Annotated in this window: 20 protein-coding genes; 11 read left to right on the forward strand and 9 right to left on the reverse strand. The window is 50.2% G+C overall.

Annotated features, from left to right (window positions below; all coding sequences use genetic code 11):
• Window positions 1–4: 4 nt before the first annotated feature.
• The 3 genes from H6F51_08875 to H6F51_08885 form a co-directional block, all read right to left on the reverse strand.
• Complete coding sequence (locus H6F51_08875) at window positions 5–5,614, reverse strand: hypothetical protein (protein MBD1822609.1); 5,610 nt, start codon at window positions 5,612–5,614, stop codon at window positions 5–7.
• A 569-nt stretch (window positions 5,615–6,183) separates the two neighbouring features.
• Entirely contained in the window at window positions 6,184–6,420 is a 237-nt protein-coding gene (locus H6F51_08880; GenBank protein MBD1822610.1) for a 50S ribosomal protein L28, read from the reverse strand.
• A 208-nt stretch (window positions 6,421–6,628) separates the two neighbouring features.
• A complete protein-coding gene (locus H6F51_08885; GenBank protein ID MBD1822611.1) occupies window positions 6,629–7,882 on the reverse strand; it encodes an aspartate aminotransferase family protein in 1,254 nt (417 codons plus the stop codon).
• Between the two features lie 121 nt (window positions 7,883–8,003).
• Between H6F51_08885 and H6F51_08890 the strand changes: the two genes are divergently transcribed.
• The gene (locus tag H6F51_08890; GenBank protein MBD1822612.1) at window positions 8,004–9,599 is read left to right on the forward strand and encodes a sodium:proton antiporter; all 1,596 of its coding nucleotides are present in this window, start codon (window positions 8,004–8,006) and stop codon (window positions 9,597–9,599) included.
• On the opposite strand, the gene xdhB is transcribed toward H6F51_08890, so the two are convergent.
• Genes xdhB through H6F51_08905 form a run of 3 tightly spaced genes read right to left on the reverse strand, consistent with a single transcriptional unit; the run spans window position 9,596 to window position 13,752 of the window.
• Window positions 9,596–11,920, reverse strand: a complete 2,325-nt coding sequence (xdhB, locus tag H6F51_08895) for a xanthine dehydrogenase molybdopterin binding subunit (GenBank protein ID MBD1822613.1) — start codon at window positions 11,918–11,920, stop codon at window positions 9,596–9,598. The two genes, H6F51_08890 and xdhB, sit on opposite strands and share 4 nt — an antisense overlap.
• On the reverse strand, window positions 11,917–13,332 hold the full coding sequence (gene xdhA, locus H6F51_08900; protein ID MBD1822614.1) for a xanthine dehydrogenase small subunit: 1,416 nt from the start codon (window positions 13,330–13,332) through the stop codon (window positions 11,917–11,919). The genes xdhB and xdhA overlap by 4 nt, the downstream gene beginning before the upstream one ends.
• Window positions 13,333–13,350: 18 nt before the next feature.
• The gene (locus tag H6F51_08905) at window positions 13,351–13,752 is read right to left on the reverse strand and encodes a gamma-glutamylcyclotransferase (protein ID MBD1822615.1); all 402 of its coding nucleotides are present in this window, start codon (window positions 13,750–13,752) and stop codon (window positions 13,351–13,353) included.
• 324 nt (window positions 13,753–14,076) lie between these two features.
• Here H6F51_08905 and hpxO point away from each other — a divergent pair, with 324 nt between their 5' ends.
• Genes hpxO through H6F51_08920 form a run of 3 tightly spaced genes read left to right on the forward strand, consistent with a single transcriptional unit; the run spans window position 14,077 to window position 16,993 of the window.
• On the forward strand, window positions 14,077–15,237 hold the full coding sequence (gene hpxO / locus H6F51_08910) for an FAD-dependent urate hydroxylase HpxO (protein MBD1822616.1): 1,161 nt from the start codon (window positions 14,077–14,079) through the stop codon (window positions 15,235–15,237).
• A complete protein-coding gene (gene uraD, locus H6F51_08915) occupies window positions 15,237–15,737 on the forward strand; it encodes a 2-oxo-4-hydroxy-4-carboxy-5-ureidoimidazoline decarboxylase (GenBank protein ID MBD1822617.1) in 501 nt (166 codons plus the stop codon). The genes hpxO and uraD overlap by 1 nt, the downstream gene beginning before the upstream one ends.
• Window positions 15,734–16,993: a Zn-dependent hydrolase gene (locus H6F51_08920; GenBank protein ID MBD1822618.1), complete on the forward strand. Its 1,260-nt coding sequence runs from the start codon at window positions 15,734–15,736 to the stop codon at window positions 16,991–16,993. The genes uraD and H6F51_08920 overlap by 4 nt, the downstream gene beginning before the upstream one ends.
• Before the next feature lie 36 nt (window positions 16,994–17,029).
• Here the strand turns inward: H6F51_08920 and H6F51_08925 are convergent, their stop codons facing one another.
• Complete coding sequence (locus H6F51_08925) at window positions 17,030–17,446, reverse strand: hypothetical protein (GenBank protein ID MBD1822619.1); 417 nt, start codon at window positions 17,444–17,446, stop codon at window positions 17,030–17,032.
• A gap of 101 nt (window positions 17,447–17,547) precedes the next feature.
• On the opposite strand from H6F51_08925, the gene H6F51_08930 reads away from it, so the two are divergent.
• The 3 genes from H6F51_08930 (at window position 17,548) to grxD (ending at window position 19,719) form a co-directional block, all read left to right on the forward strand.
• Entirely contained in the window at window positions 17,548–19,044 is a 1,497-nt protein-coding gene (locus tag H6F51_08930) for a caspase family protein (GenBank protein ID MBD1822620.1), read from the forward strand.
• 78 nt (window positions 19,045–19,122) lie between these two features.
• Entirely contained in the window at window positions 19,123–19,368 is a 246-nt protein-coding gene (locus H6F51_08935) for a BolA/IbaG family iron-sulfur metabolism protein (protein ID MBD1822621.1), read from the forward strand.
• Between the two features lie 27 nt (window positions 19,369–19,395).
• Window positions 19,396–19,719 (forward strand): Grx4 family monothiol glutaredoxin, encoded by a 324-nt coding sequence (grxD, locus tag H6F51_08940; GenBank protein MBD1822622.1) that lies wholly within the window; start codon window positions 19,396–19,398, stop codon window positions 19,717–19,719.
• 35 nt (window positions 19,720–19,754) lie between these two features.
• On the opposite strand, the gene H6F51_08945 is transcribed toward grxD, so the two are convergent.
• Entirely contained in the window at window positions 19,755–19,997 is a 243-nt protein-coding gene (locus H6F51_08945) for a hypothetical protein (GenBank protein ID MBD1822623.1), read from the reverse strand.
• 250 nt (window positions 19,998–20,247) lie between these two features.
• Between H6F51_08945 and H6F51_08950 the strand changes: the two genes are divergently transcribed.
• Window positions 20,248–21,021 carry a winged helix-turn-helix domain-containing protein gene (locus tag H6F51_08950; protein ID MBD1822624.1) on the forward strand — a complete coding sequence of 258 codons (774 nt, stop codon included), beginning with the start codon at window positions 20,248–20,250 and terminating at the stop codon, window positions 21,019–21,021.
• 6 nt (window positions 21,022–21,027) lie between these two features.
• On the opposite strand, the gene H6F51_08955 is transcribed toward H6F51_08950, so the two are convergent.
• Complete coding sequence (locus H6F51_08955) at window positions 21,028–21,483, reverse strand: hypothetical protein (protein ID MBD1822625.1); 456 nt, start codon at window positions 21,481–21,483, stop codon at window positions 21,028–21,030.
• A 228-nt stretch (window positions 21,484–21,711) separates the two neighbouring features.
• Between H6F51_08955 and H6F51_08960 the strand changes: the two genes are divergently transcribed.
• From H6F51_08960 to treZ, 3 genes are all read left to right on the forward strand, one after another.
• Window positions 21,712–21,891 (forward strand): hypothetical protein, encoded by a 180-nt coding sequence (locus tag H6F51_08960; GenBank protein MBD1822626.1) that lies wholly within the window; start codon window positions 21,712–21,714, stop codon window positions 21,889–21,891.
• A gap of 140 nt (window positions 21,892–22,031) precedes the next feature.
• Complete coding sequence (locus H6F51_08965; protein ID MBD1822627.1) at window positions 22,032–22,844, forward strand: carbon-nitrogen hydrolase family protein; 813 nt, start codon at window positions 22,032–22,034, stop codon at window positions 22,842–22,844.
• A gap of 314 nt (window positions 22,845–23,158) precedes the next feature.
• The gene (treZ, locus tag H6F51_08970; protein MBD1822628.1) at window positions 23,159–25,015 is read left to right on the forward strand and encodes a malto-oligosyltrehalose trehalohydrolase; all 1,857 of its coding nucleotides are present in this window, start codon (window positions 23,159–23,161) and stop codon (window positions 25,013–25,015) included.
• Window position 25,016: the final 1 nt, after the last annotated feature.

Here is a 25,016-nt window from a genome sequence, read left to right on the forward strand (position 1 = left end):
CTCCTCACTTACTTGGACAGCTTGTATTCAGATTGAGAGCCGATTTTGCTGCATTGCATAGATTGGCAATATACGGATCGCTTGCAGGCGGCTCAACGTAATACTCACTCCGATTCTTACTTGCCGAGACAAAGCGGGCAGCAGCAGGGCTAGCTGGACTAAATTGCAGCCCGACGTCGTAGCCCCAGCTTCGCTTGGGTGCCCTGTAATACGGAATATTCTGTTTGTCCGGATCAGATGCTAAGTTGGCACCCCAGCTAGAAAGCGATGGTTCGATGTTCTCAAGCTCAAACGGAGAGGTTGCATAGTTGGCGTAGCTCAGTTGAATCAAGGAGCCTGAGAAGAACAATTGTTTACTGTCCCAATCTTCTAAGAATCGTGGGAAGTTGTGTAAGCCCCCGTAGCCCTGTTTTGAACGTGAGGGATTGATGCCACTCACAATGATGGAGTTGACTCGGGTTTCAAGCGCATTTAATAGATTCGGTTCTCTCATGCCGTCGGTTGTTCCATAGCTGGCATAGACACTATTCTCACCAACGTCCTGACCGTAGCCGTAGTAAGCTCTTTCGGGAAATAGAACGTTGAAGGCAACAGGCGGAAGCGGTTTTTCGCGCACCCCTGGTGTGTTGGAATCGCCCGCCGTAATGTCTCTAGCACGCACCACTAGCGGTTGCCCAGACCGTGAAATCTTGATCGGGGCAGTGATGTCAACAAAGTGCTGTGTGGTATTGGGGTTGGATGCGTTTATGTCACCACGGCGTTCTGCGATCGCATCATATCGGGAGTTCTCACGCACCCAAGTCCAACCGTCTCGGTTGCCTGCGGTCTTCGCTAGAATTTGCTGAGCAGGGCGATTCTGGTTGTGGAAAGAGGTGTTGATTGCGTCGGCACAACCAGGGTCAAACAAGCCGCTGTTTTCGTGGTAATAGTCGCGCTTCCTATTCGTATCCGTTAAGTTCGTAACAGATACCGGGAAAGAATCTGGGACTGGGTATCTCGCAGTGCCGCCGAGACTGAAGCCGTTCCCGATCACATCCGTGTTGGTATCGCGATTGTAACGAACGAACGTATCCGCGATCGAGCCGTCACAGAAGCCATTAGACAAGATCGTGATGCTGTCTGCCAGAATTTCTGACGGTCGCCAACGATCTCTATTCGGTGCTGCAAAGTTCGGATCAGGCCTGTTGCGGGTGTAGAAATTCGAGTAATCGTCATTCAGAAGTTGAGCTGCAACAGTCCCATCAAACTCCTCTAAACGGTTGCCCGTTGTATCGTCGTCACCGTCCTGATGGTGGTTGAAGTCGCCCTGAATGTATACGGGCTGGTCGGTAAAGAACGACAATCCCTTGATATTGTCGGCAGCATTAATAGCTGTGCCTTCAAGACTGTCATTGCGCTTGAGTTGCATCCCATTGCGGAGTCGGAAGCCGTGCATTCGTCGATCGGGATCGGGGAAGCGATCGACCGATTTTGTCGAAATGCCGTTCTCTCCAGAATTGAGATCGCTTTGAGTGGTTCTGGGGGGCGCAGGATTGACGGGTCTCACTTTTGGATCTTTCGGATTTGCCGGATCTCGCAAATCCATCTCGCAGCCCGTTGTTGTACAAGCGGGTCTAGAAATCGCATCTTCTCGAACGGCATCTTCCCGGAAAGCGTAGACAATCCCGCTTTGAGGTAGCCAGACCGCAGTTTTTGATCCAACTTGCGAACTGCGGAGCATTCCTAAGTCAACGTCCAGTGTCCGCACCAGCATTAACTGTCGTCCATCGAAGAACGCTCGATCGAGGAATGGAACTGCAACACGGGTTAGACTTCCGGTGGGGCTGTCTGCTTTGAGAATGATATTGGTTGAGAAGTTTGCTTTCGTTGCAAAACTTCTGGGTGAGCTGTTGGTTGGTAGATCCCAATCCATCATTGTTGTCGGACGAGGGGTGAGTGCGATGCTGCTTACCGAGTAGTCTTCGATCGGAATGACCCTAACCGATTCACCTGTTGGACTTGCGGGATTGCGATCGTCCGGTTTACGGCTGAGATCGTTGTACGCATTGCAAACTGGAGTATTGGTGTTCGGCGGACAAATCGGCAACGTGAATGACACGCTGGGATGACCTGCTCGACCTGTTGCTTTCGTGCTACTGATTCGCTTGAATTCAGCTTGAATCGAAGCCACATAGCTGTCTGCGATGTAAGGCTCAGTCGTGGGTTGTGCATGATCAAAGCCGTCTGTAGACCCTTCACCGTTATAGTCGTGATCAACCTCTGGGAACAGATAGTAAAGAGCAGGGAATTTGGGCAAGACTTGGGTTCCGCTCTCATCTAGTGTTCCGCACAGTTTCGACAAGGCAAATCGATAATAAGCCAGGTCACGTTTCAGTCCGTTGCTGCCTCTGGAAGAAGGGAAGACCGTGTTGTAGTCTCTCGGATCTGTGGGTAGAGAAACAGGAGCTAATCCACTGGCACTTAGCGTCGTTGAGGATCTGGAAAGAACGGGATCTGCCGACATCCCAGTTCTGAGATCAGTGTCACCATCTAGACCACCAGTGAAAACAAATTGATCGGGGTCGCAAGCCGTTGGCATTGTGATTGGATTATTCATCCCCCCTGGAAAGACGGTGTATTGTCCGAATCTGGGTGATGGCTTGAATCCATAGGTGCGATCGCGGCGAATCTGATGATTGAGCATGATTGTCTCTGCCAGTCGCATCTCAGCCACGAACTCTGGATGATCTGGTCTAAGGTTGTCTCCGTTTGTTGCCGTTCCTCTGGTTAACAAATATTGTCTTAGTGCACCGATTAGCGCCTCTGGGGTTACGCCTTGATAATCTTTAGGGTTATACAGGTTTGCTCTGCGGTTTCCCGCCACAGAGTAGTCATAGGTTGCAAGCTGCTCTCTAGGGAGAACTTCTGGGTTGGAGCTTGTCGCACCATCGTTTACTCCATCCATGAGCCTCCAGAGATCGCGTCCCAGTTTTGCCATCAGGCGCTGTCTGTTGTTACCTCTGCTGCCCATGTCTATATCGTTTGGTGCATTTAGTCCATTGATCGCGCTGGGATCGAATTTCTGGATACGATCAATGTTGTAAGCCAACATTCCGAGCGTACAAGATGCCGTTTGAATGTAGGTGCGATCGGCGATGCTGAGCTTAGTGAAATCGTTGTTAGCAGCTTTTAAGTTCGCAAGTGCGCGTTTCAGATTAGAGTAGTCTCCCCACATTGAAAGCGCTGGGTAAGGGTGAATTTCTGCTGCATTTGGCGTAGGAGGAAACGCGCCGCTCTTGAGGACGCTTCCGATCATTTGGTGATCACCTGCGAAATTCGCCAAGTTTTGTAGCGCTAACCGCAGTGAACCAGTTTCGTTTTGAACTGCGGTTAGGAAGCCGCTGTAATCTCCGCCCGGAGTTGTAAATTCCCATCCATTCGTTCCGACTCCTGTAAAGAAGTTGGTGAGTAGAGAAGTTGCCGTGGTATCTGCGACACCACTATCGTTTGTGCCAAAGAACTCAGACGGACGGAATGTGACTGTCTGCCGCAGTGACCAAACGGTTCCAGGATGTGAAGTGGTTGCAAGACAAGCTACCGGATAATCTAAATCTTCGGCAGAATGATAGACGGCGGTGCTTTGAACTGCTGACAGATTATCACGCAGCGATCGGCGATGCAGATCGACATGAGAAAGCTGTCCGGTTGGAGTGACGGGATACGGCTTGACCGTGACGGGATAGAGCGGGTCTCCCTCGTGTTCGTAAGTATCTTGATCAACCGTAGCGCTGCTGTTTGCCACATAGTTATCCCCGTTTGGATTTCGGGGTGCATACCAGGTGAACAGGTTGCCAAGCTCTAGTCGCTGTCCTACCAACAGTCTCAGCCCTGTCACACGCGCACGTCGCTCCCAGTAGCCATCCAGCCCAACGCCTGAAGCCTCAGCATCATCTGGGGCGACTGTATCGTTGAGCATGACCGTATTGCCTGAATCGATCGGCTGTCCATACTTCCCATCCGGCACAATTTTATTCGGTTCGCTGCCGTACTTGGGCTTAGGTCCCCAGAGGTTATCCGCTCGATACAAGTCGTCTACATAAGGCGCATCCGCTTTCTCAATAACAACCCGCTGCGGCAGACTACCTCTTTTCAGATCCGGCAGATTTTGTTTCGCTGGATTTACGTTCTTAACCCGATTATTGCGATCTTGGTTGCTAATGTTTGCAGCGACCGGAACGTTCGTGTAGCCATTTTCCAGCAGAACGGCTTCTGGATCAGTCGTGATGCGGTACAAGTCTTGTCCAGCTTCGTCTGAGACGTTATCTGTTGTACTGGTGAGCTTGACTTGGCTATTACCATTATCTGGAGTGTTACTGTGAAGGTGAATGGTGCTGCTGTCATTGGTATTTGATTGACCATCTTGCATCGCCCCTGCTACCACAAGTCCGAGCAAATCATCTTTTCCTTCCCGTCGATCGGTCACACTAATTTCAGAAGCCGATGGTGTGAACAAGCAGGAAGACGGAGAACTGATCAGGTACGCGGTGAACTTGTCTTGAGGTTCTGGTGCTCCGTCAGCCTTCAGCCCAGCCCCAATAATCAAGTTGCCCTCGGTGTGCATTGCGCCATTCCACCTGAAATCGGCACCCGGATAAATCTCTAAGTCATGGCGGAACCAGGCTCCCCATTTGTTGCCGCGATCGAGTTCGCGATCTTGGGTAAATTCCAGTGTGGCTTTCGTTCCGCCTGCGTTGCCCGGAATAACTAGCGCATCGACTTGGAAATTCTTTCGTAATTTCGAGGTGGTAGTTTTGTCTTCAAACCAGCCTTCAGGCCCCGCATTGCCGCCACCAGAGTTTCTAGCGCAACCTAAAGCCCCATCGACGCTGAGCGGTGCTTGTCTGACCCAGCGATTTCCAGCTTTGACTGCATCGTCTGTTTCTTCCAGCATTTTAGTTGCGATCGATTTTGCTGGAGTACCCGCGCTGCTGTTCGCTAGGTCGGGGAGGGGTGTATTTAAGACGATCGAGTAAACAACCGTGGAATCCTGGGTATCGAGTTTGCCATCACCATTGGTATCTGTACGGAAATACCAGGCGTTATCGACTTTGCCATCTTTGTTGATGTCGATGCGGGTTTCATCAGGAAATGTGTACGCATCAACTTGGTTGCCACTTGCATCTTTGTAGGGCAACTGCGCGAAGGCTTCTCCACCTGGCTTGGTACTGCGCGGCATGGTGTCATTGTTGAGCAGCATAGCTTCGAGCGTCGCTTGTGAAGGGATACCGCTCGGCAAGCGTGTATCTTTAGTGGCATCGAAGAGGAATTCGAGCTTGGAACGGGCGCGATCGATAGCGGGAGTCGCGGCGTTGTAAATCACTCGCTGCTGCGCTTCGCCAATTACTTGCACATTGCGGTTATATGCCCGGAACGTGAGCGCGCCGACCGTCAGCGCTACAACTAAAATCAGCAGAACTGTGGTCGGCAAGATAAAGCCTGATGTAGAAAGCTTGCCTCGACGCTGATAGAGCAAAACGTAGCGCAGAACTCTATTTACAAAAGATTTTGTGATCTTGCGGTAGAGTCTTCCGCCTTTGCGGAAGAAGCCCTGGAATGTAAGTTTGCGATTTGACATAGCTGCTGAATTGGCAGAAACAAAAGTGACGATCGAACAACACTCGATCCGAAGGGGCAATTCGCGATCGCAAATCAACAGGGGCAAAGAAAATTAAATTGACGAAATCTATTGCTAGATATCGTCTGATTTTTCCTTGAGGAAGAGGCAAGATGATGGTCTGAATTTAATCAAAACTTCATCACTGCCGAGTGACTTCTTCTACTGTCTTCATAATTTGCGGCAAGGTCATCCGAGAAGACACGCGCTCTCACGATCGGTAGTAGCTAAAGGATGAGTCCGGTAAGCTACGTAGGATGATGTTGGATATTCGGTGCGTCTCAGAGTGGCGCGGTTTCTTGATCGAGAGAAAGCGCGATGTATGTAGATTACCCATTCGCCAGGGAACGCTATCAGGCACAAGGATTTTAGCAAATGAAGATAGCAAAACTGGGGTGAAGCCGTGGAAAGCTTACCCCAGTTTTATACGCTAGACATCACCGCAAAAACACCTAAGCGATCGGAGAATCAATGCTTGCGGTGCAAAAAGTTAATTGTTGCGAATCTGCCTATGTTATTTGGCAAACGTTCTACAGGCGGCTCAGATCGATCCCTGCTTCTTTAGCGAACACGTCCAGACTCTTGTGTTCTAGCGTTTTGATGGCTTTGGTGGAGAGGCGCAGTTTGATCCAGCGCTTGCCCGTTTCCCACCAAATGCGCTTGACTTGCAGGTTGGCTTCTTGGAGTTTCTTGGTGCGGCGGTGTGAGTGAGACACTGCCATTGCGTTATTGGCTTTTTTGCCAGTGAGTTGACATCGACGTGACATCGCTTGATCTCCGATTAGTTCAGATTAGGATTTATTACAGTCCTCCATTATAGGGAATGGAGGACATTTGGCAAAAGATTGATAGGGAGCTGCTTCGATGAAAGCGTTGGATTGCCCCCAAATCCCCCACGACTGGGGGACTTTGAGAAAAGGAAGCTCTCCAAATTGAAGAAGATTTTTAGATTTAGAGTCTTCTAGTCTGAGAGAGTTAGCCCAACTCGGTGAGGGCACGATCGACTGCGGCAAGGGCGCGATCAATTTCCTCAGGGGTGACGATAAGCGGGGGGACAAAGCGCAGGACTTTTAGACCGGCTGGCACGAGCAGAACGCCTTCTTGAATTGCGATTTTAACCACATCGGCGGCAGTAAAGGCGCTGTCTGCTGTGAGTTCCAGACCGTTGATCAGTCCCCAACCCCGAACCTCTGCAATTCGCGATGGATATTTTTGAGCCAGTTGAGCCAGTCCTGATCGCAGTTGTTCGCCCCGCGCTTGGACGTGAGCGAGCAGATCTTCGCGCTCGATCGTGTGGCAGACCGCAAGCGCAACGGCACAGGCAAACGGGTTGCCGCCAAAGGTGCTGGCGTGATCTCCGGGTGCGAAAACATTGCAACGGGATTTGCAGAGCATTGCACCGATCGGAATTCCACCGCCTAGACCTTTTGCTGAGGTGAAGATATCGGGTTCGATGCCGAGATTTTCGTAACCCCAGAGTTTGCCACTCCGTCCCATGCCGACCTGCACTTCGTCCAGGATCAGGAGAATGCCTGTTTCGTCGCAAATTTGACGAATCGCTTGGAAATAAGCCCGATCGCCCGGACGCACACCGCCTTCACCCTGTAAGCCTTCCAGCATGATTGCGGCAACTTGGGGTTCCGATTGGTCGAGTTCAGCGATCGCACTTCTCAGGGCTTCCAGGTTGTTGTACGGAACGTAGTGGAAACCGGGAACGAGCGGATTAAAGTTTTGCTGGTATTTCGGCTGTCCGGTTGCGGTGATGGTTGCAAGGGTCCGTCCGTGGAAACTGGCATTTGCCGTGATAATTACGGGGTTGGAGATATTGCGGACGGTGTGAGCGTACTTCCGAGCGAGTTTGATCGCAGCTTCGTTGGCTTCGGCTCCAGAGTTACAGAAAAAGGCGCGATCGGCACAAGAATGCTCAACCAGCCATTTCGCCAGTTCGCCTTGGGGTGCGTTGTAGTAAAGATTGGAGACGTGGATCAGAGTTTTGGCTTGCTCGGTGACGGCTTCGATCAGGGCGGGGTGAGCGTGACCGAGGGTACAAGTGGCAATTCCAGCGACAAAATCCAGATATTCGCGTCCTTGGTCATCCCACACGCGGCAACCTGACCCGCGAACCAAAGTCAACGGGAAGCGGGCGTAGGTGGTCATGACGTAATCGTCAAATTCTGCGATCGAAAACGGTGCGGGAGTGGGAGATTTTACAAGGGTTTCTGGACTCACTGGTTTTGATCCTCAAATGCAAGTCAAAAGAACATCTTAATGGAAGTTCTTCAAGCGCGGAAACTCGCCTAGATCCAGTATGGTCTTTACAGACGATTCAGGGCAGAAGCATCAAGAAATGATGACACAGCAAATTTTGGCGATCGCAACGAGCGATCAGGGGCAGTTCGCGCAGTTAGTCACCGTACTGATTATTTTGCTGCTGGTGGCAACGATCGTGGCTTTGCTGTCGCGACGGTTGCAGGTTCCGTATGTGACGGGATTGGTGCTGGCGGGTGTGGCGATCGCGGAATTTTTGCCGCGTAAAGTGGGGCTGGATTCGGCGCTGATTATTAATTTGTTTCTGCCAATTTTGCTGTTTGAGGCGGCGATTAATACGGATATTCGGCGGTTGAGAAGTACGCTGATGCCCATTTTGCTGCTGGCGGGGCCTGGTGTGCTGATAGCGGTAGGGGTGACGGCGATCGGCTTGAAGTTTGGGCTGGCGATCGCGTGGATTCCGGCGCTGTTAGGGGGAGTGATTTTGGCGATTACGGATACGGTATCGGTGATTGCTGTGTTTAAAGAAATTGCGGTGCCATCGCGGTTAATCACGATCGTCGAAGGCGAGAGTTTATTTAACGATGGGATTGCGCTCGTTTTATTTAGTTTGATTTTGAAATTTAACGCTACTGGAAATATTACAGTCATTGATGGAATTCGTGAGTTTGTGGTCGTAATTGTCGGTGGGATGGTGATCGGTTTGGTGCTGGGCTACTTGGGTGTAGGACTGTATCGACAATCCGAGGACGATCCGCTGAGTAGCATCTTGTTGACGGTGGCAGTGGCACTGAGTGCGTTTCAGTTGGGTCAATTTCTTCAAGTGTCGGGCGTGGTAGCGGTTGTGATTGCCGGATTGATGATTGGGAATCTGGAGCGCTCTCAAAGTGTGTCGGCATCGAGTCGGATTACGGTGCTGAGCTTTTGGGAGTATGCCGGGTTTGGGGTGAATACGTTTATCTTTTTGCTGATTGGGTTGGAGCTTCGGCTCGATGCATTGGGTCGCGCTCTACCTGCTGTGTTGCTGGCGGTGTTGGCGTATCAAATCGGTCGATTGCTGGCGGTGTATCCGCTGTTGGCGCTGGTGAAAGTGTTCGATCGACCTGTGCCGCTCAAGTGGCAGCACGTGTTGTTTCTGGGAAATATTAAGGGTTCTCTGTCGATGGCGCTGGTCTTGAGTTTGCCAGAGGAGATTGTGGGCAGAGAGTCGCTGATTGTGATTGTGTTTGGAGCCGTTTTGTTGTCGCTCGTGGGTCAAGCAGTCGGACTACCCCTCGCCGTGCAGCGATTAAGGCTGTCGCACACGTCCGAAGTGCAGCAATGGATTGAAGGCTTGCAGTCGCAGTTAATGACCGCAAAGGCAGCACAAGATGAGTTGGATACTTTGCTGAAGAGTGGAGTGCTGCCGAAATCGGTGTATGAAGAATTGAGATCGAGCTATCAAATCCGGATCGCTGCCGCAGAACGATCGCTGCGAAATTTTTATAATCGGCGATCAGAAAAGGCAACGGAAATTGCGATTCGCGATTCGCGCTTTGATGCGGTGCGGCGGCGATTGTTGTTGGCGGAGAAAAACGCGCTGAACGATGCCCTCAGAAAGCGGATTTTGTCTGAGGAAGTAGTGCGACCGCGCTTGAAAACGATCGATGAGCAGCTATTAAAAGTTGAGGACGATTAACGAACTTCGCTAAGTGCAGGTTGAATTGAACTAGCGCGAACTTGCTCGATCGCCCACAAAATCGTTTCGGGAGTCGCAGGAGAGGGGATCGGCACAGAATCGACTTGCCCAAATGCCGCGATCGCTGATCGAATCGCTTCACGCACCGACAGTGCCAACATAAACGGGGGTTCTCCGATCGCTTTACTGCCGTAGATTACGCCTGTTTGGGCTGCACGTTGTAATAAGTGAACATTGAAGGCCTCGGGCACTTCGCAGATCGTTGGAATTTTGTAGGTACTGGGCGCATCGGTGCGGAGCCGTCCTTGAGCATCCCAGACCAGCTCTTCCATGGTCAGCCAGCCCATGCCTTGAACAAAACCGCCCTCGATCTGACCGCGATCGACCAAGGGATTGAGCGATTCTCCCACGTCATGCACGATATCCACCTGACGCAGTTTGAACATTCCCGTAAAGCCATCGACTTCGACCTCGCTGACTGCTGCCCCGTAAGCGTAGTAGTAGAAGGGTCTACCTTTTCCGGTCGCGCTATCCCAAGTCAGATTTGGGGTGCGATAGTATCCAGTGGCTGAGAGCGAAACGCGATAGCCGTAAGCCTGGTTGACTACTTCGTCGAATGAGATGCGGGTGCTGGGATAGCTAGGGCAGTAAATCCAATTGTCCTCGAATACTAATTCACTGGGCGTATCGAGTTTGAGTAACTGCGCGGCAACAGTCGCAAGCCGATCTTTGAGGGTTTCGCAAGCAATTCTGATGGCTTGACCATTGAGATCAGCCCCACTGGAAGCGGCAGTCGCGGAAGTGTTGGGGACTTTATCGGTGCTGGTGTGCATCATACGGAAACGATCGACGTTCACACCCAGAGTCGTTGCCGCGACTTGCAGCATTTTCGTATGTAAGCCCTGCCCCATCTCGGTTCCACCGTGATTCAGTTGAATGCTGCCATCGGTGTAAATGTGAACGAGTGCGCCTGCTTGGTTGTATTGGGTTTTGTTGAAAGAAATTCCGAATTTAACTGGAGTAATCGCAAGTCCGCGCTTTTTGTAGCGATTGGATTGATTGAATTGAGCGATCGCGAATTTTCGCTCTCCAAAATTGGATTTCTCTTGAACTTCGCTCCACACGCGATCGAGGCGGTTATCCACAATTTCTTGACCGTAGTGTGTGGTATTGGTTTCGCCGGAACCGTGATAAAAGTTGCGCTCTCTCACGATTTCAGGTGCGAGATTGAGGGTACGGGCGATGCGATCGACAATATCCTCAATCACAACCATGCCTTGAGGCCCGCCAAAGCCCCGGTAGGCGGTGTTTGAGACTTTGTTGGTGTTGGCGATCGAGCCTCGCACTTCTAGATTTGGGATGTAGTAAGCGTTATCGACGTGCAGCATTGCCCGTAGCAACACAGGCGGCGACAAGTCTAAGCTCCAGCCGCCATCAGCATAGAGATCCACATCGAGCGCTGTGATTCTTCCAGTCTCCGTGAAGCCAACCTGATAGGTTCCGAGAAAACCGTGGCGCTTTCCGGTGAGGATCATATCGTGCGATCGCTTGAGCTTCACCCGCACCGGACGACCTGTTTTATGAGCGGCAATCGCAGCGATCGCAGCGTAGGGATTCGCTTGAGATTCTTTGCCGCCGAATCCGCCGCCCATGCGAATACAGGTGACGGTGACTCGATTTGAAGGCAGATTTAACACATGACCGATAATGATTTGGGTTTCGGTGGGGTGTTGGGTTGATGAATAGACCTGATAATTCCCTTCACCATCTGGAATGACCCAACTTGCTTGGGTTTCAAGGTAAAAGTGATCTTGACCATTCATTGAAACTTCGCCGCTCAGCGTGAAGGCAGAAGTGGCAAGGGCGCTTTGCGGCTCGCCGCGTTTAATCGTGGGAAGTTTTGAATGAAAGCTGTCTTTTGCGATCGCATCTTTGATGCTCAAAATTGGCTCGATCGGTTCGTAGTCGATCTTAATTTTCGCTGCTGCTTCTCGCGCTGCATCTTCGGTTTCTCCAACTGTCCAGACAACAGCTTGACCCCAATAGCTAATCTTATCCGTCGGTAACAAAATTTCATCGTGAACAATCACGCCTGTATTATTCAAACCCGGAACATCTGCCGCAGTCACGACTGTGACAAAGCCTTCGACTTCGGATGCGGCAGCATGATCAATCCTGAGAATCTTCGCTTTGGCGTGAGGAGCCATTACCGGATAAACCGAGAGCATTCCAGTGGGTAAGCGTTGCTCATCGGTGTAGATGGCTTTTCCGGTGACGTGGAGGGCTGCGCTTTCGTGGGATTTATGCTGACCGACGCTCATGATTGATCCTCCGTTTCTACAAAGAATTTTTCAAACAAATTTGCAACCAGCAGCTTTCGATAATCTGCACTGCCGCGTAAGTCAGTTAATGGAGTAAAGATCTCTTTTAATAAGGGTTTGACTTGTTGAACGGTTTCGATCGTCCAAGGTTGACCGACTAGCGCGTTTTCAACTGCGATCGCTCTCACTGGAGTGGCTGCAACTCCGCCATATCCCAATCGAGCATGAACAATTTTGTAATCAGAATCGAGATCGATCGTGAAAGCAGCCGCGACAATGCTGATATCATCAGTTCCGCGCTTACCAATCTTGTAGGAATGATTCAAACGTTTAACAGCAGTTTCAGAAATCGTTTTCGGAATCGCTACTGAAACAATAATTTCGCTAGGTTTTAGGTCAGTTTGACGATAGCCTTTGAAGAATTCCATTAATGGTAACGATCGCACCCCGGTTAAACTCGCGATTGCGATTTCTGCATCAAGCGACAACAAAACCGGAGGTAAATCCCCAATCGGTGAAGCAGTTCCAATATTGCCGCCGATCGTCGCTCGATTTCTCACCTGTCGCGCTGCGAACAAATGCAGCATTTCATCGAGGCTGGGAAACATCCCGTGTAGATTGGTTTCGACTTGATAAAGTGGGACGGCTGCACCAATGGTGACACGATCGTTGGTTTGCTCAATTTGCTGAAGTTCCGTCACCCCTTCCAGCGAAATCAAAATCGGAAAAGTTTGACGATGATGGCTCATTTCTAAGCCTAAATCCGTTGCTCCCGCCACTAACGTTGCATCTGGATATTGCTGCAATAACTCTAAAGCTTCGGATAACTGCGTTGGACGATAAAACTGCTGTTCCTGATTGCTGTATGTAATCGGGCTGAGATCTAAGTCCGCTTGCTTCAACCGCTCAGAGAACTGATCTGAAGGTTGAGCATTCGTGACTTGTTGCGCTGCCCGTCGAATCGGTAGATAACCTGTACAGCGGCACAAATTCCCTTCGACTGAAAGATCATCAACATTGCCCGCATAATACGCAGCAAACATACTCATGATGAAACCAGGCGTACAGTAACCGCATTGAGAACCACCCGTTTCAACCATTGCCGCTTGCACCGGATGCAATTTTCCGTTCGCGATGCCTTCGATCGTGACGACTTCTCGACCTGCGATCGCCCCCATCGGAATCAAACAGCTATTCACCGCTTGATACGTGGGATCTCCCGCAGCATCGCGACCGACGATCGCGACTGTACAAGCGCCACAATCCCCATCGCCGCAGCCTTCTTTCGTTCCGGTGCGGCGAGTTTGGTGGAGATATTGCAGCAGGGTCATCGAAGGCGACACATTTTTTAGACAAAGGCGATCGCCATTGAGAGTGAGAAACAATCGATTCTCTAACGCCTGATTCATCATGAAAAGGTACTCAATTAATCAAACAGCAGCAGTTCTCGCCTTATACGCTGCCCAGCCGCCATAAGTATTAGAAATGTCGGGCAGATTGTACTCATCGATCAGTGCCTTGGGATACAGGAAAGCGGTCACAACTTCGCCGTTATCCAAATACACATCGGTCGGATACATATTGGGTGGCTCATTTGAAGCGAGGTAATTGAACTGGGCTTGCGTCATCTCGTACACTTCCCCAGGAATCGAAATTCCGCCCGATTCCACTTCATGAATCGCAGGGTGCCAATCCTCTCCCGCAACGTGCAAGCGGTAGCGCGGTTGTGTTGCAGCAGTCCGAATAAATTCTGCACCTTGTAAATTCTGATGATCAGGCTGTCCCCGGAGGGCAGAGCCACAAATAAAGACACGACGATTTCCGGGGGTCACATTGCTCGTCACGATACTAACTCTCCTTTTGTCATGGTATAGAACTTTCAAAAGAACGGTTTCACCGTACTGCTCTGGGTTAGCAACTCTTTATTTTTTAGCGTTGCGTGACCTAGACCGCTCAAGCATTGGAATCTCTTTCGGTTTGCAAGATAGATCCTTCTCAATGCCGAGAACGGAATTCAATTGTATACAGTATGCTTGAAATCTGTAACAATCAAGGGGTGAAAATCTGTCAGTGAAAAATCTGCCCGGAGTTCACCCGCTTTTCGGGCGGATCTGTGAAAGATAAAGATCCGCTCAATCTCTAGGGGGAATCGCTATATGTATCGCTTAAAGGTCGTCGTGATTGGTGCCGGAATTGGAGGACTCACTGCTGCGATCGCGCTTTCTCAGTCTGGATATGAGGTCGAGGTCTACGAACGCGCACAAGAACTGCGTCCACGGGGGGCTGGAATTTCGCTCTGGTCGAACGGGGTCAAAGTGCTGAATCGCTTCGGACTGGGCGAAAAGATTGCGGCGATCGGGGGTCAAATGGATGCGATGCGATATCTCAGCAGCCAAGGCGAAATCCTGAATCACATTTGCCTTCTGCCTTTGATCGAAGAAGTGGGACAGCGCCCTTACCCTGTTGCACGCGCAGACCTGCAAGCGATGTTACTCGATGCGTATCCCGGCAAAGTGAATCTGGGACATCGCTGTATTGCAGTGGAAGAACACGGGGAGCAAGTGACGGCAACCTTTGAAAATGGACATCAGGCGACCGGTGACTTACTGATTGCTGCGGATGGAGTGCGATCGACCCTGCGGCAATATGTGCTCGATCGCGAAGTGCAGCCGACTTACCGCGATTATGTGAACTGGAACGGATTGGTCGAAGTGGATGAAGCTTTAACTCCCGCGAATACTTGGACAATTTATGTGGGCAATCATCAACGCGCTTCCATGATGCCCGTGGGCGGAAATCGCCTGTATTTCTTCTTTGACGTGCCGCTACCGTCGGGAACTAGTGCGCCACCTGAATTAATTCGCTCTGAACTGGTGGAGCATTTCCAGGGATGGGCTGATCCGGTTCAAGCGTTGATTCAGCGCCTCGATCCCGAAAAAACAAATCGCTTAGAAATTTCGGATGTCGGCCCAGTCGATCGCATGGTGCGGGGACGAGTGGCACTGCTCGGTGATGCGGCTCATGCCACCTGTCCAGATTTGGGGCAAGGGGGCTGTCAGGCACTCGAAGATGTGTATATGCTGAATCACTTTTTGCTGACCACAAACATTAGCGTTGAAGATGCCTTGAAGCGTTACGAAAGCTCTCGCAAAGATCGCACCAGTTCGATCGTCAAAAAAGCTCGGAATCGTGCCGAGGTGATTCACGGCAAAGATCCTGAAATTACCGCTCAATGGTACGACCAACTGCGCCAGGAAGCTCCTAGCGCTGTCACAGGTGCGATCGCCAAAACGATTCTTACAGGGCCGTTGCAATAATGTCTTACTCGCTCGAACAACTCAATCAACTGAATCAATCCGCCTTTAGCGAAGCATTAGGCGAGATTTTTGAACAAACTCCGACGATCGCGGCTCAAGCCTGGGAAAAGCGACCCTTCAAGGACGTGGATGATTTGCATCAGAAAATGCTTGAAATTGTCAGCACTATGAGTAATGAGCAGCAACTCGCCCTGATTTGTGCCCATCCGGATCTAGGCAGTAAAGCAAAAATGGCGGAAGCCTCGGTGCAAGAGCAAGCTGGAGCCGGACTCGATCGCCTCACACCCGACGAGTACGATCGCTTCCACTCGCTCAATCAGCGCTACAAATCTCAGTTCGGGTTTCCCTTTATCATCGCGGTCAAGAATCACACCAAAACCAGTATTCTCGAAGCGTTTGAAACTCGTCTGCAACATTCCCAAGCCACAGAGATGCGACAAGCGATCGCTGAAATTTCCCAGATTGCTTATTTTCGTCTTTTACAACAGGTGACAGTATGACCCTGACCCCCTTACCCTTATCCACGACAACCCGCTTATCGATTAATGGCGATCGCCTAAATCGCAGCATTGCCGACCTCGCCGCGATCGGCAAACTCGAAAACGGTGGAGTCTGCCGGATCGCGTTCACAGATGCGGATGTGCAAGCGAGACAGCAGGTGCAAGCCTGGATGGAAGAAGCTGGCATGACGACGCGAATTGATGCGGCAGGAAATGTGATCGGTCGCTATGCAGGTCGATCCGAGAATGCTCCCGCTTTAGCAACCGGATCACACATTGATACCGTTCCAGTTGCAGGTGCATTTGATGGTTGTTTGGGGGTGTTGGCAGGCATCGAGGTTGTGCGGACACTCAAAGACAACAACGTTCGCTTAAATCATTCGATCGAAGTCATCGTCTTCAGCGACGAAGAACGATCGGTGATTGGCAGTAAAGCGATCGCGGGTGAAGTGCATGAAAATCCAGCGTATTACGTCCGATTGGATGGTTTATCGATCGAGCACTGTTTAGCTAAAGTCGGTGGCGATTGGTCGCAGATTGCCACGGCAAAACGCAAAGATCTTGCTGCATTTGTGGAACTGCACGTTGAGCAAGGCGGCGTTTTGGAAAATGCTCAAGTTCCGATCGGCGTGGTTACAGGTGTGGTCGGTCAATATCGCTTTGCAGTCAAGATCAAAGGTCGCCCAAACCATGCGGGAACAACTCCGATGAATCTGCGGAAAGATGCGTTAGTCGCCGGAGCGCAAATCGTTCTTGCAGTCAATCGACTCGCGTTAGAGACACCGGGAGATCAAGTTGCAACCGTGGGTTATTTAACCGTTTCCCCCAATGCGACGAACACTGTGCCTGGAGAAGTCGATTTAATGATCGATCTGCGGGATTTGTCGCAATCGCACTTGGAACAACTGGTTGGGCAACTGAGAGCAGAAATTAGCGCGATCGCCGATGCCACCGGAACCGAAATCGAAATGCGTCAAACCTTGCACATTCTTCCGACGCTAGCCGCACCGGGAATTATGAACACGATCGAGCAGGTGTGTCAAACGCTCAACCTATCGAATATGCAGCTTCCGAGTCGTGCCGGACACGATGCCCAAGAAATTGGACGAATTACGGATATGGGGATGATTTTTATTCCGAGTCGTGCGGGAATTAGTCATTCTCACGAAGAATACACTTCGCCTGAAGAATGTGTTCAAGGCACGAACGTGCTGCTACAGACGTTTCTGCGCCTAGATCGAATGTACGCACATTAAAAGAAATCGCCCTGAATTCAGGGCGATTTTGTCCAACTAAAATCCCAGCAATCCAGCAGAATTTCGATAGTAAGTCGCCCAGCGCCGAGCATCTGGAAGAGACTGCCACTGCGATCGCGTCACCCACAGCGTCACCACCGGAGCCGCCATTCCACCATTGCGCCCCACGATTACAATGGACATCTCGCTAGCTAACAAATCCCGATCGAATCCCCGCTGCGCGGCAGTCCGCGCCACTAACTCCGCTCGTCGCACCAAGCTTTCATAAGTCTCACTCGACCCTCGATCGAGCGTCACCTCAATCCGAGACGTATATGCCTCAGTCGCGATCGGCGCAACGATCGCCTCAATACTCCACATCGCACACCCAAATGTCAGCAAACTCAGAACCAACGAAGAACGAAAAGCCATAGGAGTCAAAGAACGAACAACAATAGAAAAGCTGCGATTCATGTTAGTTGAGGGTTAGGTTTTTGTTGCAAAAAAGCGTTTTTTTCATATGATGTGTTAGCGCGAGAACTGCGCGAGTCTCTAGAAACAGTCGAGGTGTTGGGATGAGCAACTATTGGGCGATCGCTATCGGAATCAATCACTACCAGTTCCTTCAACCCCTTCATTTTGCCCAACCAGATGCCCAATCTCTCTGTGAAAATCTGGTCGGTGATGCTGGTTTTTTACCCGAACATTGTTTGTTGCTTACCGATACTTCACCGGAATTGTTCGAGCATTCCACCGATCCCACCTCCGCAAATTTACTGCATTGGTTAGCCGTTCTTAAAGATAAGCTCCAGCCTGAAGAGGGTCTGTGGTATTACTTCAGCGGCTACAGTATTTGTACAGATGGCGAAGATTATTTGCTTCCGATCGATGGCGATCCGACTCGCGTTCAAGAAACAGGAATATCAGTCCGATCGCTGTTTCAAACCTTGCGATCGCTCCCCACTCAAAAGATTCTGGTATTGCTCGATATCAATCGTTCGGCATCCGTTTCCAACGAAAAAGTTGGAACACAAACCATCGCGCTGGCGCGTGAATCGGGTATTCCGACGTTTTTATCTTGTCGTCCTGAGCAGTTTTCTCACGAAGCACCCGCCCACAATCACGGCTTATTTACTCAGGCATTGATCGAAGGATTGCGATCGCATCAATGCTCTACGTTGTCTGCTTTAGAAGAGTTCCTCAAGGCGCGTCTGCCGGAATTGTGCGATCACAACGATCGACCCATTCAAGATCCAGTGCTAGTCGTCTCCGACCCACAGCAGCTTTATCAAGTCATCATGCCTGTAAACTGGGCGGAAACAGAATCCTGGGTAGCGGCATCCTCAAATCCATTTGCCATCCAGGATGATTTATATCTGAGCGCAGACGGCGATCCGTCATTCTATAATTTCGCGGCTCAACCGACGATCATGGGTGCAACCGCAGGAGATATACCGCCCCACGCAGATCTTCCAGAACAATTTATCCTTGATCCAGTTGAAATCGAGCCAGACCCCGTACCCGACCTGAGCTTGCCTGAAGCCCCAACTCAATCTGATCCAGACCCAATTCCACCTTTACCCCCTGAAGAACCTCAGTACAATCAGATGTTTTGGGAGCGGCTAATCTTTGGCGGAAGTGCAATTCTGCTGATCTTGCTGCTCGGTGTGTTGTTCCGCAACTGGTCAGCCTTTACGGGAGGTCAGCAGACTGCAAAAACTGAGGCTTCTCCCCAAGCGATCGCCTCTCCAAGCGCATCCGCCAATCCAGCGACAAACTCCTCCGCGCAAACCCTGAACGAAGCTCGATCGCTGATCAAGCCCACCCTCGCGTCTGATGCCAGTAAAGCCATCGATCGCGCCCGTGAAATTCCCCCTAGTGATCCGCTTTACGCTCAAGCACAGCAAGATATCGATCGCTGGAGCCGTAACATTCTCGACATCGCCCGCCAACGTGCCGCCCAGAAGCAGTTCCAGCAAGCGATCGCCGCTGCGCAACTCGTTCCCAAAGATCGCCCTCAAGTGTACGCCGAAGCACAAAAAGCCATTCAGCAATGGAAAAGAATTCGATAGCAAGTTTTTCTCTATATCCGCTAGCATCAACCGCTAGACTAGAAAAGCGAGCGATCGATTTAACCACGAGGAGAAAGCATGATTAGCCCGGATCAAGTTGAGGCAATGATCAAAGCAGGAGTGCCGGATGCCCAAGTTACAGCGGTCAGCCCAGATGGTGAACATTTTGAGGTGACGGTAATTTCCCCGGCATTTGCTGGAAAGCGGCGAGTTCAACAGCACCAACTGGTTTATGGTGCGGTTCAGCAAGCGATGGCATCCGAGGCAATTCATGCACTTTCACTGAATACCTACACGCCCGAAGAATGGGCAACGAAAAACTGACGTTTCCTTTACCCCCGTAAAATTCCTATGACTACCGACGTTCAAGATCGAATCAAAACCCTCCTGACTAACAACAAAATCGTTGTGTTCATGAAGGGCAGTAAATTAATGCCAATGTGCGGCTTTTCTAATAATGTCGTGCAAATTCTCAACACTCTCGGTGTTCCGTATGAAACCGTAGACGTGCTGGAAGATTACGAGATCCGCCAAGGTATCAAAGATTTCTCGAACTGGCCCACCATTCCCCAGGTGTATATCAATGGGGAATTTATCGGCGGCTCGGACATCATGATCGAAATGTATCAGAAAGGCGAACTGCAACAACTCGTCGAAGTTGCCCTTGCCTCCTAATCTCAACAAAGAAGGGGCACGATCGTGCCCCTTCTTTATCGATAATCTGGTTCCGGCATCACGCTGTCAAAGTTAGACGGATCGTAGATGTAGCGCGTAATTTCCTCTTCAAGCCGATTGATTTGATACGGCTCTAGAACGCTAGCCTGTCTGAGTGCCGACAAATAGCCGTCCAGATAAAGCCGTAGATCATCAAAGCGATAGCCACGGTTCCAGAGTTCGACGAGGTTGTCGGAGAGGCGTTGATAGTAACGGATCGTCAATGAATCTTGAAGCATATGCGATCGACGAGAATATAGATGCCGTTTGACATCGGACTCACAGTGGTATTACCTAACATTAACATTTTGTCCCGGAGTCTCTCGGTTTGTATCGAAATTCTACAGATCGGTATAGCAATTTTACAGATCGGTATACCGAGGGGTGGGTCATCGTCTAAACCCGTTTAAATGGGGTAGCACCCGTTACAAACCGAACCGGATAAGCTTTGTTACCCTTATCTCAAGCATTTTGAGGATATTAGCCCCCGTGGGAGCCATTCACATACAAATCGTTGAGGGAAATCCGCACCTGCGATCGCTGCTAGGATGGCATCTTCAGCAGACGGGCTACCAAGTGCATCAATCCGCTGATCTGCACCAAGCGCGAGAAGTTTTTTTAATTCGCCAACCGAATCTGGTGATCCTCGATTCTGAGATGCCTTTAGGTGACAGCCTGGAATTTTGCCGCTGGCTTCAGCAGCAACAGTGTTTAATTTTGATGCTCTCTGCACGGACAGCCGAATCTGATATTGTCGAAGGTCTGCGATCGGGCGCGGATGACTACCTGACTAAACCTTTTGGAATGCAAGAGTTCCTTGCCCGAGTAGAAGCACTGATGCGCCGACAACGAGTCGCGGCACCCCCGATCAACCTCGATTTTGGCGATTTGAAGATCGATTTAGTGCATCGACGAGTGCGATTCAAAGGCGAACTGATCGAACTCACGCCGCAAGAATTTAGCTTGCTCTATGTCCTAGCGCAGGCGGGTGGAGCGGCGCTGAGCCGGGCTGAACTTCTACAACGCGCTTGGCCCGATGAGATCGATAACCCTCGGACTGTGGATACTCATGTGCTCTCACTGAGGAAAAAAGTTGAAATCGATCCGCGTCAGCCGAATCTAATTCAAACCGTTCGTAATGTCGGCTATCGGCTCAACCTGGAAGTTTTGAAGGCGGTTCCGCCTGCTCAGAATGGTCATATGGCGCGGAAACCGGCGGCTCCGATGCCCCGGATGGCTTCGGCTCCCCGTCCGCGCCTCTAGCGCAATCTACCAGATTTCAGAGTCGTCTGAGCGACTAAATACGCCCCAGTTGACCGCTTCCTTATCCGGGCAGGTTTCAGCTCCTTCTCCGACTCCGTAGGGGTGCATTCCACAGATCAGCAAGCTTTCTCCGTAATACTGTCCGTGAAAGTGACGACAGCCCGAACAGACCGGATGCTGCTTCAGCATCGGTTCGACGGTTTGGGTAACAGGTTGCGTGATGTCCTCGATCGCTCCTCCGATGCCAAAATACGCCTCTAAAATTGGGCTAACTAAGACCGTCAGCGATTGCTCAACCTCATCGACGAGCGCCGAGTTTAGATGTGATGAAACTTCTTCTGAAAATTCAACCATTCCATTCAGCGCTTCGGTCACATCTAACGCCACATCGAGAAAAAAACCTTCAATCTGATCCGCGATCGTGTCAAACATTTCAAACCAGTCTTTTTGCCATTCATTCATAACAGTGATTGCCGGGGAAATTGCACAGAATTTATAGGTTTAACCTGCTCTTGACGATCGCGCTCGATCGCTCATTAGGCGTGATCATAACTTGAATGTTTGCAATGCAACCGTGAAGGAATTTTACGCTTTCTGTGCTTGGATAAATTGAACTGTGGCTTTCGTTAGAGGGCAAATCCTATCTTGCATCGCTAAGGTGAAAACGGCTTTCAAGCGTAGGAGTTGAATATGAACCGGGCTGTAGTGTCGCTCTTAGTGATGACGTTGCTAATCTTATTTGTGGTATCGCCATTTTCGGCATTGGCGATGCTGATGATGTTTTTATTAGTTGCAGGAATTGCGGGCACGATTAACTCGATGGTGCATCTCGTGGTGCATCATAATCCGCCAGAGCGATCGGATTTATAGAAAAGATATCTCGATCGGGATCACCGCAGTCTAAAGTAGTAAGTGAGCAATTTCCAGAGGTGATTTTGCTCACTTAAAGCTGCTTTAAAAACTCGGTAAAATTTAGAGCTATTCTCTAACCTATTCCGTGAGTTGATCCTATGAAGTCTTACTTAGCTGCCGCTGTACAAATGAATAGCTTGCCTGATCTGCACAAGAATCTGGCACAAGCAGAAGAATTGATTGATCTGGCGGTTCGCCGGGGCGCAGAGTTAATTGGTTTGCCCGAAAATTTCTCGTTTTTGGGGGACGAAGAAGCCAAGCTTGCCCAGGCGGAAACGATCGCGCTTGAGAGTGAGAAATTCCTCAAGATGATGGCGCAACGCTTTCAGGTGACGATTTTGGGCGGTGGCTATCCGGTTCCGGTGGAGCAAGGCAGGGTTTACAACACAGCCCTGTTGGTGGCTCCGAATGGTCAAGAACTTGCCCGCTATCAGAAGGTGCACCTGTTTGACGTGAATCTCCCCGATGGCAATACTTACCGCGAGTCGGCAACCGTGGTAGCCGGAACGCGAGTGCCGCCAATCCACCCGTCGAAAGAGCTGGGCAGTATTGGCCTGTCGGTGTGTTACGACGTGCGATTTCCTGAACTGTATCGCCAGATGACTCAGATGGGCGCAGAGGTGTTGTTTGTTCCAGCTGCGTTTACGGCGCATACCGGGAAGGATCACTGGCAGGTGTTGTTACAGGCAAGAGCGATCGAGAATACGTGCTATGTAATTGCGCCTGCTCAAACTGGACGACACAATTCGCTGCGGCAGTCTCACGGGCACGCGATGATTATCGATCCGTGGGGTGTGATTTTGGCGGATGCCGGAGAAATGCCGGGAGTGGCGATCGCGGAAATCATTCCAGGGCGATTAGAGCAAGTCCGGCGACAAATGCCGTCACTGCAACATCGGGTGTTTCTTTAGACTTAAGAAATGTTGCTGCGATCGGCACCATTTTTAGATGGCTTCGACATCAGAATAAACTTCTGTCGAAGCCCGAAAGCTTTCTAAATTTTTTGCTTAAGATCCGGGGCAGCGCTCAAACCGAAGCGAAAAATTTCCTTGCAGCGATCGTCCGATTGGGTGTTTGCTCTGATAAAATTTCATCCCTTGACTCCCACTTCAGATAGATAAGCCAATCGGGGCAATTCAGATACTGTGACAGCAAGCTGATTGTAACGTTTTTCAACGTGCGGGAACAATTGGCGGGAATTTGCTGAACCTTCATCGATATTGCTATGAAAGTAGGGGCTTGGTATTTAGGCGACGATCGCGCTGAGTTTACGGTCTGGGCACCGCGATCGCAGAGTGTGACCTTGGAATTGGGTGAGCGATCGGTCGAATTGGCGCAGAAGGCTGAGGGATATTGGAGCGCGATCGTTTCTGATGTCAAACCGGGGGCGCAGTACCGTTATCGGCTGGATGATCAGCAGTCTTATCCTGATCCCGCCTCGCAATTCCAGCCATTCGGGGTGCATGAAGCTTCAGCAGTTGTAGATCATCAGTTTGAGTGGCATGACGGGGAATGGAAAGGGATCACCTTAGAAGAGATGGTGATCTATGAGTTGCATGTTGGAACGTTTACGCCAGAGGGAACGTTTGAGGCAATTATTCCGCGATTGCAAACGTTACAAGAATTGGGAATTACGACGATCGAACTTATGCCGATCGCACAGTTTCCCGGAGACAGTAGAACCGACGATCCAAAGGCTTATCGCAACTGGGGATATGACGGGACTTATCCTTATGCGGTACAGAATTCTTATGGCGGTGTAGCGGGTCTGAAAAAGCTAGTTGATGCCTGTCATCAACACGGAATTTCTGTGATGTTGGATGTGGTGTACAACCATTTCGGTCCTGAAGGAACTTACATTCATCAGTATGGGGATTACTTTACTGAAACCTACAAAACCCCTTGGGGTCAAGCAATTAACTACGATGATGCTCATAGTCATTGTGTTCGCAGCTATTTTATAGAAAATGCGCTGTACTGGCTGAAAGAATTTCACATTGATGCGCTGAGATTAGATGCGGTACACGCAATTTACGATCTTGGTGCACGACATTTTCTATCCGAACTCGCAGATCGCGTTGATGACCTTTCACGCCAGCAGAACCGCAAGCTCTACCTAATTGCTGAAAGTGATTTAAACGATGTGAAATTAGTGCGATCGAAGCAAGCGAATGGATTTGGATTAGATGCACAGTGGAGCGATGATTTTCATCATGCTTTACACGCTTTGTTAACGGGATCAGATGTTGGGTATTATCAGGATTTTGGTACCTGTGAAGATCTAGCAAAAGCGTATCGTGAAACGTTTGTTTATGACTGGAAATATGCCCCCCATCGGATGCGCTTTCATGGTGCGCCTGCAACCGATTGTGCAATGACTCAATTTGTAGTTTGTATTCAAAACCATGATCAAATCGGTAATCAAATGAAAGGAGAGCGGTTATCGCAATTAATTTCATTTGAAGGCTTGAAGTTGGCGGCAGGAGCAATCATTCTTTCACCATATATTCCGCTGTTGTTTATGGGTGAAGAATACGGAGAAGAAGTGCCCTTTACCTACTTTGTCAGCCATTCTGATCCTGAGTTAATTCGACTGGTGCGGCAAGGCAGAAAAGCAGAGTTTAAACACTTTCATTTTGATGGTGAACCGCCTGATCCTGAAGCTGTGCAAACTTATGAAGAATGCATTTTGCAGTGGGAGCGCCATCAGGCCGGGAAGTATAAAACCCTCTGGGAGTTTTATCAGGAATTATTGAGAATGCGTCGATCGCTGCCTGCATTAATCAATCGCGATCGTGATTCGATTTCAGCTTGCGCTGAAGAAGAAAAGCAGTTTGTTTGGTTGCAGCGATCGAGCGCTGAACAAACGCTGTTAATTCTGATGAGTTTCAACCAGTCGGAGCAAACTTTTGAGTTTCCAGATGGGCAGTGGCGGAAGCTGTTAGATTCATCAGACGATCGCTGGATGGGCAAGGAAGCGCTGCCTTCGGCACACACAAGCGTGACCGCGCCAGAAAAAGGGCAGCACGGCGAAAGTGGGCAAGTGAGCGCACAAAGTTTTGTGGTTTATGAACGCTATTAAT

The sequence above is a fragment of the Cyanobacteria bacterium FACHB-DQ100 genome, from assembly GCA_014695195.1.
Classification (GTDB): Bacteria; Cyanobacteriota; Cyanobacteriia; order Leptolyngbyales; family Leptolyngbyaceae; genus Leptolyngbya.